The organism is Pseudomonas sp. C32 (assembly GCF_030417915.1).
Classification (GTDB): domain Bacteria; phylum Pseudomonadota; class Gammaproteobacteria; order Pseudomonadales; family Pseudomonadaceae; genus Aquipseudomonas.
In genome coordinates this window covers 208,134-217,705 of record NZ_JAUHUK010000010.1, presented here as the reverse complement: position 1 = coordinate 217,705, position 9,572 = coordinate 208,134, and the positions used below count along the sequence as shown (strand labels likewise).

General features: G+C 60.8%; 9 protein-coding genes. 2 read left to right on the top strand and 7 right to left on the bottom strand.

Going from position 1 to position 9,572, the window contains the following annotated elements; genetic code table 11:
- Positions 1 to 13: 13 nt before the first annotated feature.
- The gene (gene pyk / locus QYH43_RS14040; protein ID WP_095057107.1) at positions 14 to 1,465 is read right to left on the bottom strand and encodes a pyruvate kinase; all 1,452 of its coding nucleotides are present in this window, start codon (positions 1,463 to 1,465) and stop codon (positions 14 to 16) included.
- Positions 1,466 to 1,764: 299 nt separating this feature from the next.
- Between pyk and QYH43_RS14035 the strand changes: the two genes are divergently transcribed.
- Positions 1,765 to 2,151: a tol-pal system YbgF family protein gene (locus QYH43_RS14035; protein WP_095057108.1), complete on the top strand. Its 387-nt coding sequence runs from the start codon at positions 1,765 to 1,767 to the stop codon at positions 2,149 to 2,151.
- A 232-nt stretch (positions 2,152 to 2,383) separates the two neighbouring features.
- Positions 2,384 to 2,743 carry a PilZ domain-containing protein gene (locus QYH43_RS14030; protein ID WP_095057109.1) on the top strand — a complete coding sequence of 120 codons (360 nt, stop codon included), beginning with the start codon at positions 2,384 to 2,386 and terminating at the stop codon, positions 2,741 to 2,743.
- Between the two features lie 29 nt (positions 2,744 to 2,772).
- On the opposite strand, the gene QYH43_RS14025 is transcribed toward QYH43_RS14030, so the two are convergent.
- Genes QYH43_RS14025 through QYH43_RS14000 form a run of 6 tightly spaced genes read right to left on the bottom strand, consistent with a single transcriptional unit; the run spans position 2,773 to position 9,486 of the window.
- The gene (locus QYH43_RS14025; RefSeq protein ID WP_095057110.1) at positions 2,773 to 4,101 is read right to left on the bottom strand and encodes a DUF58 domain-containing protein; all 1,329 of its coding nucleotides are present in this window, start codon (positions 4,099 to 4,101) and stop codon (positions 2,773 to 2,775) included.
- The gene (locus tag QYH43_RS14020; protein WP_095057111.1) at positions 4,098 to 5,099 is read right to left on the bottom strand and encodes a MoxR family ATPase; all 1,002 of its coding nucleotides are present in this window, start codon (positions 5,097 to 5,099) and stop codon (positions 4,098 to 4,100) included. The genes QYH43_RS14025 and QYH43_RS14020 overlap by 4 nt, the downstream gene beginning before the upstream one ends.
- Positions 5,096 to 6,259 (bottom strand): DUF4350 domain-containing protein, encoded by a 1,164-nt coding sequence (locus tag QYH43_RS14015; RefSeq protein WP_301157235.1) that lies wholly within the window; start codon positions 6,257 to 6,259, stop codon positions 5,096 to 5,098. Before QYH43_RS14015 ends, QYH43_RS14020 begins: the two co-directional genes overlap by 4 nt.
- Entirely contained in the window at positions 6,256 to 7,800 is a 1,545-nt protein-coding gene (locus tag QYH43_RS14010; protein WP_301157234.1) for a DUF4129 domain-containing protein, read from the bottom strand. Before QYH43_RS14010 ends, QYH43_RS14015 begins: the two co-directional genes overlap by 4 nt.
- Positions 7,787 to 8,764 carry a stage II sporulation protein M gene (locus tag QYH43_RS14005; protein ID WP_301157233.1) on the bottom strand — a complete coding sequence of 326 codons (978 nt, stop codon included), beginning with the start codon at positions 8,762 to 8,764 and terminating at the stop codon, positions 7,787 to 7,789. Before QYH43_RS14005 ends, QYH43_RS14010 begins: the two co-directional genes overlap by 14 nt.
- Positions 8,761 to 9,486, bottom strand: a complete 726-nt coding sequence (locus QYH43_RS14000; RefSeq protein WP_301157232.1) for an RDD family protein — start codon at positions 9,484 to 9,486, stop codon at positions 8,761 to 8,763. The genes QYH43_RS14005 and QYH43_RS14000 overlap by 4 nt, the downstream gene beginning before the upstream one ends.
- Positions 9,487 to 9,572 lie beyond the last annotated feature (86 nt).

The following is a 9,572-nucleotide window of genomic DNA, read 5'->3' as shown; positions in this document are numbered from 1 at the left end:
AGCGACCGGTCAATCAGACCATCGGGTCGCCAACGTGCAGGATCTTCATGCCGTTGGTGCCGCCGGTGGCGTGGTAGCTGTCGCCCTTGGTCAGGATGACCCAGTCGCCTTTCTCCACGACGCCGCGCTTGACCAGCTCGTCGATCGCCTTCTGGCTGACTTCGTTCGGTGCCAGCGAAGCCGGGTCGAACGGGATGGTGTACACGCCACGGAACATCGCCGCGCGGGCCTGGGCTTCGCGGTGCGGGGTGAACGCGTAGATCGGCACCGAGGAACGGATACGCGACATGATCAGCGGGGTGTAACCGCTTTCAGTCAGTGCGATGATCGCTTTCACGCCCGGGAAGTGGTTGGCGGTGTACATGGTCGCCAGCGCAATGCTTTCATCGCAACGCTCGAACTCTTTGCCGATGCGGTGGCTGGAGGTCTTGCTGGTCGGGTGCTTTTCGGCACCGACGCAGATACGCGCCATGGCCTGAACGGCTTCCAGCGGGTACAGACCGGCAGCACTTTCGGCCGAGAGCATCACGGCGTCGGTGTAGTCGAGCACGGCGTTGGCCACGTCGGACACTTCGGCGCGGGTCGGCATCGGGTTCTGGATCATCGACTCCATCATCTGGGTCGCAACGATCACAGCCTTGTTGTGGCGGCGTGCGTGCAGAATGATTTTCTTCTGAATGCCCACCAGCTCGGCGTCACCGATTTCCACGCCCAGGTCACCACGGGCAACCATCACCGCGTCGGACGCCTTGATCAGACCGTCGAGGGTTTCGTCATCGGCCACGGCTTCGGCACGTTCGATCTTCGCCACCAGCCAAGCGGTGCCGCCGGCCTCGTCGCGCAGTTGGCGGGCGTATTCCATGTCGGCAGCGTCACGCGGGAAAGAGACCGCGAGGTAGTCGACTTCCATTTCCGCCGCGAGCTTGATGTCGGCCTTGTCTTTTTCAGTCAGGGCTGGTGCGGTCAGGCCGCCACCGCGACGGTTGATGCCTTTATGGTCCGACAGCGGGCCGCCGATGGTCACGGTGCAATGCAGTTCGGTGGCGGTAGCGGTGTCGACGCGCATGACCACGCGACCGTCGTCGAGCAGCAGCTCGTCGCCGACGCCGCAGTCCTTTACCAGGTCCGGGTAGTCGATACCGACCACTTGCTGGTTGCCTTCGGTCAGAGGATGGCTGGTGGAGAAGGTGAATTGATCACCGATCTTCAGCTCGATCTTCTTGTTGGCAAATTTGGCGATACGGATTTTCGGGCCTTGCAGGTCACCCAGCAGGGCGACGAAGCGACCGTGCTTGGCCGCGAGGTCACGCACCAGCTTGGCGCGAGCCTTGTGCTCGTCCGGGGTGCCGTGGGAAAAGTTCAGGCGGGCGACGTCCAGGCCAGCCAGAATCAGCTGTTCGAGAACTTCCGGCGAGTTACTGGCCGGGCCAAGGGTAGCGACGATTTTGGTACGACGGACGGACATGCAAAGACTCCTGAGTTCAAGCGCTGAGTGAGGCTACTATGCTCCGAATGTGTAGTCATTGTTCGTGTGCACTACTTTTCAGGAAGAGTTTGGTTTTAATGAAAAACCAGATGTTGCCCCGATCTCTGTAGGCGCGAGCCTGCTCGCGATGAACTCAAGTGCGATGCGTTTCTTCAGTAAATACGCATTATCGTTAACCTCCATCGCGAGCAAGCTTGCTCCTACAGTGGTCTGTGGTGTCTGAGGGTTGAAGATTTTCGTCCGCGGGTCGATACAGCGTTCAAGACAGGAGATCCCCCATGCGATTCGTGCTCATTGCCGCCCTTGCCATCAGCGTCCTCAGCGTCACGGGCTGCACCCGTTGGTCGATGAACCATCACTTGAACAATGCCTACAAAGCCTATGACCGGGGCAATTGCGAGCAAGTCATGCTTGAACTGTCCAAGGTCGAGCGCGAAAGCCGGGCGCGACCTTATGTGTGGCCCGAAGCATCGATGATGCGCGGCCTGTGCCTGGAACGGCAGAAGATGTTCGTCGATGCGGCGCAGACGTATCAGTTCATCATCGCCTCGTATCCCCAGAGCGAATACGCCTACCGCGCCCGCGCCCGTCTGGAAACCCTGCAAAGCCTGGGGCACTACCCGTTGCGCAGTGCGGCAGCGGCGGTACGCCCGACGCAGTTCTGATGGCGGCTGTCATTCAATGACTGGCTCACCGGCGGTGGTGAGCTATAGTCGAATAAACCGGTTTGGAGCCTGGTCTCCAATCCGGGGCAACACCTGCAACCGGCATTGGCAAGACACAGCACTCCGAGAACTGGCGCACCGGGAGCGGGGAGAGCGGGCACTTATTTAAGGCAGTCCCGTTCCGAAGCAGTAGTGCGGCTCTGCTTAAGAGCCTGGCATAGTGAATGTCCACATGTTTACCGACCGCCGAATCGAGCGGCACCAACTGCCGTACTTTTTGAGAGTCTTCAACAGCCACACGGACAAGCCCATTGGCTATCTGGGCAATGTGTCCGAAGACGGGTTGATGTTGATCAGTCAGCTGCCGATGATGATCGGCGCCGAATTCATTTTGCGCCTCAAGATCCCCGTCAGTGAGGGCAGCCCGCAAGTTATCGACCTGCGGGCGTGTTGCCTGTGGTGCCATGAAGACGCAACACCTCACCACTATGACGCCGGATTTTGCCTGCAACGGGCGCCGCCGGAATATGGGCAACTGGTCGAGGCGTTGAAGCAGTATTTCAGTTTTCAGTCGTTGCCAGCTTCGGCCTGATATCAACCGAGCCTGCGCCGGGGGCATCGTCAGCTTCCGGCCTTCTTCCAGGCCAGGTACTGAGTCACCAAATCCGCACCCAGCTCAGCAGGTCGCGCTTCCAGTACCCATACGCCATGGGCACGCAACCGCTCATGGAGTTCTGCACGCGCATTCAGGTAATCCACCGTGCCGCAGTAATCCAGTGCCTCGGACAAGGTCTGCACCGGCCGATGTCTCAGACTGTCGAGCAAATCTTCCCGCAGGCTGGCCACCACTACCTGATGCTGTTGGCTCAGGCGTTTGACGGCGACCAGCAGTTGCTCGTCGTCTTCGTCTCGCAGATTGGTGACCAGCATCACCAGTGCCCGGCGTTTTTGTCGGGTCAGCAATTGATTGGCGGCAGCCTGGTAATCCGCGGGGCGCTGGGTGCTGTCGAGGTCGTAGACGCTGTTGAGCAGGACGTTGAGCTGCGCAACGCCTTTGACCGGTGCGAGGTAATGCGGTCGCTCGCTGGCAAAGGTGCTCAAGCCCACCGCATCGCCTTGGCGCAGCGCCACGTAACTCAGTAGTAAACAGGCATTGAGTGCATGGTCAAAATGCGCCAGTTCTCCGTCCTGACTGCGCATGTGCCGGCCGCAGTCGAGCATGAAGACAATCTGCTGATCACGCTCGTCCTGATACTCCCGGGCAATCGGCGTGCGTTGGCGGGCGGTGGCTTTCCAGTCGATCTGGCGCAGGCTGTCGCCTTCACGGAATTCCCTGAGTTGATGGAACTCCAGGCCCAGGCCGCGACGTTGTTTTTGGCGCACGCCGAGCTGGCTGAGCCAGTTATCCACAGCCAGCAGTTGACCGCCATAAAGGCGGGCAAAGTCGGGGTAGACGCGGGTGTGGTCCGGCGCGTCGAGCAAGCGTTTGTCGGTCCACAACCCCAAGGGGCTTGGCAGGTTGATTTCGCACCGCTCAAAACCAAAGTGACCGCGCTTGAGCGGTCGTAGCCGATAAGCCATGTTGCTGTGCTGGCCGGGTTGCAGTTCGACTTTCAAGGGCAGGTTTTCGAAGTTCAGGCCCTGGGGCACATGATCAAAAATCTGTACGTTCAGTGGTCGTGAATAATCATGCTCGAGCGTCAGGTGGACATCGCTCCAGCGACCCAGCGCGAGGCTGCCGGGCAGTTGGCGTTTCAGTCGGGGTGAGGGCAGGCGCTTCAAACGCACCGCGTCGAGAATGGCCAGGGCCAGCAACGCCAGCAACAACCCCCAGTTGATCGCACTGAGGTTCGGCGACACCGCGAATTCCAGTGCCCGCAAGGTGCCCAGCACAATGCCACAGGCGAGCAGGATCACCAGCCAGCTCAGCATCAGCCGTGAGGGTTTCACTGGCGCGGCGCCGGCACTTGATCAAGCAATTGCTGGAGCACCTGGTCGACGTCCAGCCCTTCGATATCCAGCTCCGGTGCAACGCGAACGCGATGGCGTAACACGGCGAGGGCGCAGCCCTTGATGTCATCCGGAATCACGAAATCGCCACCGCGCAGCAACGCCCGCGCCCGGGCGCAACGCACCAAAGCGATGGAGGCGCGCGGTCCGGCGCCGAGGATCAAGCCTGGCCAACTGCGGGTGGAACGGGCCAGGCGCACGGCGTAATCCAATACCTGATCGTCCAGCGGCAAATCGCTGGCGATGCGTTGCAGGGCCAGCACATCCTTGGCTTGCAGCAGCGTGCGCAACGGTTGCACATCGAGCATGTCGGCCCGGGTCGAACGGCTGACCTGGCGCACCATGTTCAGCTCTTGTTCGGCGTCGGGGTAGTCCATGCGCACCTTGAGCATGAAGCGGTCCAGTTCGGCTTCCGGGAGTGGATAAGTGCCTTCCTGTTCGATCGGGTTTTGCGTGGCGAGCACCATGAACGGTTGCGCGATGGGCAGGGCGCGACCTTCGAGGGTGACCTGGCGTTCCTGCATGGCTTCGAGCAGCGCGGCCTGGGTTTTCGCCGGGGCGCGGTTGATTTCGTCGGCCAGCAGCAGGTTGGTGAAAATCGGGCCTTTGCGCAGCTTGAACTGCTCGGTCTGCAAGTCGTACACCGCATGACCGGTGACGTCGCTGGGCATCAGGTCCGGGGTGAACTGGATGCGCGCGAATTCACCGCCGAAGCAGCGGGCGAGGGCGCGTACCAACAAGGTCTTGCCCAGCCCGGGCACACCTTCAAGCAACACGTGGCCGCCAGCAATCAGCGCGGTGAGGACGTCGTCGATCACCGTGTCCTGACCGATCAGGGCTTTTTGCAATTCCTGGCGCAACGCCTGGGCCAACTGGCTGGCGCGCTGGCGTTGTTGAGCGGCATGGCTCGGTAGATTGGGCTCGATCGCTTCACTCATAAGGCGTTCCTCAAGATTTGCAGGTGGGCGACCTGGCGGCTGAATTCAACGCTGGAAAGTCGTTGTTTCGGGCTCGGGGTCATGGCCTGGCTGATAGCGTGTGTGGGTTGGCCGGTCAGGCGTGCAAGCACCCGCCATTGCTCGGCAACGCCGAGTTGTTCAAAACCTGGGTGGCGACGGCGCACGCGGCGCAGGATGTCTTTTTGCAAAGCCTGCATCAGGCTGGCCTGTCCGTTGCGGCGCAGGATGAAATCGGCACTGGCGCGCAGGTGTTCCTGAAGTTGCCGACGTGCCTTCGGTGCCGGTTCCAGCAGTGGCCCCTGACGCACACCGAAGTGCCAGAAACCCAGACCGACCAGCGCGAGCAATGCCACCAGCGCCTGCGGGAAGTAGCGCATCAGCAAGAGGGGCAGGCTGTCGTGATCGGTGTTGAACACCAGCGTCACGTGTGTGTCTGCGGTCAGGTACCAAAGCAGCCAGGCGTTGTCGTATCGGTCGATGGCCGGAGTTTTCCACAGGTCGGCGTCGGTGACCACGATGACTGAACCGAGCCCGTGATCGAGCTGCATCATGTGCGTGGCTTTGCCACTGTTGGCCCAGGACTGGGCGAGGTTGTTCGGGTCTTCAAGATGGAACGCGGTGTCGAAACCGGCGTAGGCCGGTGCGTCTTCGTCTTCCAGGTAAAGTTTGGTCAGAAAGGGGTAAGGCTCTTTGTCGAGATCGGGCGGCGGGTCTTTGAGGTCTTTGCTCAGCGACTGGTGCACTTGAACCCGGTCGAGCAGCAGGTCATCGCTCTGTTGCAGCTTCTCATCCCATAGCGATTGGGCGACGAACAACAGTCGGCCACCGGCCTGGGCCCAGTTCATCAGTTGATCAATCTGACGTGGTGTCATGTTGTCGCGCTCCCCGAGCACCAGCAGGCTGTGCTGATGCGGCTCCAGGGTCGGCAGGAAGTCGAGGCCATTGGCGTGATTGACGGTCAGGCCCTGCTTGCGCAGGAAGTGTTCTGCTGCCAGGTAAGGATTGGCTTGAGCTTCGGGGGACGGGCCGTGATCGATTTCTATCTGATAGGGCATGGCCTTGAAGTACAGATAAGCAGCCAACGCTCCGACCAGAGCGAGGCTGATCGCACCGATCGCCAGCCACCCGCGCCGGTTCAATGGGCGGCTCTCGGTCCGAACAAGCCGCGCCAGGCTTCACACAGTTCCTGTTGCGCTTGGGCCGGTGGCAGGCGATGACCGTAGGCCATGTTTTGCCAGTGCCCGGTCAGGGTTTGGCTGAAGGTCAGCAGGGCCGGTTGTTGCAGCTGTTCAACGCGTTTGAGCACCTGACCTTCGGTGTCGGCGGCTTTCAGCGTCATGTTGAAATCATGCAGCAAGCGACTGAGCAAGGCGCGGTAAAGCAACCCGAGGGCCTCGCGTGGATTGGATTGCCAGAGGTGTTCGGCACTGGCGGCAACATCGTCGGGCAAGGATTCGGGTTTGAGGTCCAGACCGAACGCCTGCTGCGGCAAAGGTCGGGGGAGCTTTTGTTTCCGCGTCGGACGGCGGCTGACGAACGCTTGCAGCCAGTCGCGATAGTGCCAGATCAACACAACGAGGCCGCTGATGACCACTCCCCACAGGACGACTTCAATGACCGCTGCCACCGAACCGAAACGCTGGCCGTCAAACAGTCTGAACAGGGCCTTCAGCCATGCCGGTGTTTTGTCGTCGTCCGGGGTTTTGACGTCCGGTTTGCCCTCGCCAAATCGGTAGCGTGTCACCGCTTCCTTGTTCTTGAAGGGCGGTTGATCGAGCAGGGCCTTGATACTGTCCCTGGACGCCTGGCTGGTGAGGGGCTGATCCAGCAAGCGCGGGCTGTTGGGGGAAGCGTCCGGTTCGGCGGCCCACACCGTCTGCGCTGTCGGCAGCAGCAGGAACACCGCCAGTAACAACACGCCACTTGCACTGACGACACGTTGGCGCAGGCGACGGAACACCAGTTCGATATCCCAGGCTTCGAGCACGGTGCGTCGGTTCAGGTACAGGCTGAAGCCGCAGGCGACATAAACCGGTTCCCAGACGATCAGCACCCCCACGTAGAAAACGTTGGTCAGGTGTTCCAGCCAACGCCAGTCCCGGGTCATCGCGCCGATCAGCGACTGCCAGCTCCAGTCAATCGCGACCTGTTGTGGCAGGAGCAGATAAAACAGCACCATCAAGCCAATCCATAAGGCGCCTTCCAGATGGGCACCGATGATCGTCAGCCATCGCGCGGCACCGGCGTCGCTCTGCAACAGCACTTGTAATCGTTGTTGGCGCAGCTTCCCGTCCAGACCTTCAAGTTGCAACACCGGCATCACAAAGCTGCGGGTCAGGCTCAAACGGCGCCAGGTCAAACTGGCGATCAATTGTGGCCTGAGCAACCGCGGCCATTGGAGCAGCACCTGTTTCAGCGTGGGTGTTTCGCCGAACATGGCGCTGGACAGGATGTACAGCGGCAGGCGTTCGAATGCCGGTTTCAGCCACCAGAACATGAAGACGGCAAGGGTCGGGGAATCCCACAGCCCCCAGCTCAGCAGCGCGAAAACCGGCAAGGTCACGATCGCCCAACTGGTCATCAACAAGCGCCGGTGACGCTGGCTCAGGAGGACGCCGAGGTCCATGGCTTCCCAGGTGGTGCGGGGGCGGATGACCACGGTGGCGTCACTCAGGCGCATGACGTTGGCGTCCGGCAAACAGCAGGTAGGTCAGCACCAGCAACCACAGCGCGGCACCGACCAGATACTTGGTCATGGCCGTAGGGCTGGTCATTGATGACCAATAGGCCTCGATGAATGCGGCAATCAGCAAAAACAGCATGACCCCGCAAATCAGCAGGACGCTTTTGCGCGCCGCCAGCTGCAAGGCCTGCGCACGAGGAAGGCGCCCCGGTGCGATCAGTGCCCAACCCAGTTGCAGGCCTGCGGCACCGGCCAGGGCGATGGCGGTGAGTTCAAAAGCGCCGTGACCGATCACGAATGGCCAAAAGGTTTGCCCGTAACCAATATAAGTCAGGTGTCCGGCGACTGCGCCGATCATCAAGCCGTTGAAGATCAGGTAAAACACACTGCCCAGCCCCAGCAGCAGTCCGCTGGCGAAGGTCTGAAAAGCGATGCCGATGTTGTGCATGATGTAGTAGCCGAACATCATCCAGTTTTCACTGGAGGCACGGTCCGCCGTGCGCCCGAGGTGACCAGCGGCGGGGTCGTACATGCTTTGCATTTCGCTGACTTGCGGGGCGGGGATCAGGTTATAGATCAGCTCTGGAAACCCGTATACCAGCAGCGCGAACCCGAACAGGCTGCCGAAAAACATCAGGCTGGCAGCCAGTACGAAGCGCCACTGTTCACGCACCAGTCGCGGGAAGTCTGCGAGGATGAATGCCACAACATTGGCGCCCAACTGGCTGCGATGGCGATACAGTTGTTGATGGCCGCGCAGCACCTGTTGCTGTAACGAATCCACCAGAAAACTGCTATAGCCACGTTCCCTGGCGATCGCCAAGTGATTGCAAAGGCGTCGGTAGTCACTCGGGAAACTGTCGAGGTCCTGGGTTGTGCGGTCCTGTTCCAGGCGTTCCAGATGAAGGGAAAACTGCGCCCATTCGGCTTTGTGCCGGTTCTCGAATAGACGTTGCTTCATGCCGGCCCCAACAAGCCGCGGGCGATGCCGTTGAGCGCTTCGACCGCTCGTGGGGCGGGAATCTGCAAAGGTTGGGCGAGGATGGATGCCAGTTCATGGGCTCGCGCTCGAGAGAGTTCCCCCTGGCGTTCGGCAAACCCGAGAATGGCGCGCTGTTCGGCGAGTGTCAGGGCGAATGGCGGTCGACTGGGCAGGGCCTCGGGCAGCTCGGGGCGGGTGAGTGGCCGGTCGCGGTAAATCACCAGTGTGCCGGCGGCAATGTCGCCGAGGCGCTTGAAGTTGGGGTGTTGCAGGCAACTGATGGCGCCGAGGAAGTAACCGAATGGCAGCAGGTCGATAAACCGCAACAGGTTGCGCAGCAGCGAAGCGGACCAGCCTATGGGCGTGCCATCGTCCTGTACAACACGCAATCCCATCCATTGCTTGCCTGGCGAGCGGCCCTGATTGAGCACTTCGAACAGCACCATGTACCACCAGCTGACGACAAACAGCAGGATCGAACTCAGGCCGGCCCCCAGTTTGCCGAGCATCGCCAGGACGATGAACAGCAGGCCCATAATCAAACCGCGCAAGCCAAGATCGATGGCGAATGCGAGGGCACGCACCATCAGCCCGGCCGGGTGCAGTGGCAAGTCGATGCCCTCGGGCGTTTCGACCTGGTGCCGCGTATCCAGTGGCGGTGACAGCGTCGCATTCCTTGGCAGTGCTGTGGTCTCGAGCATGGGCATCCTGATGATGTGGCCTGGATCGGGATTCGATGTCTATCCGATGCTAGCAGTCTCGCCGGGAAAAAAGACATAACTATGTA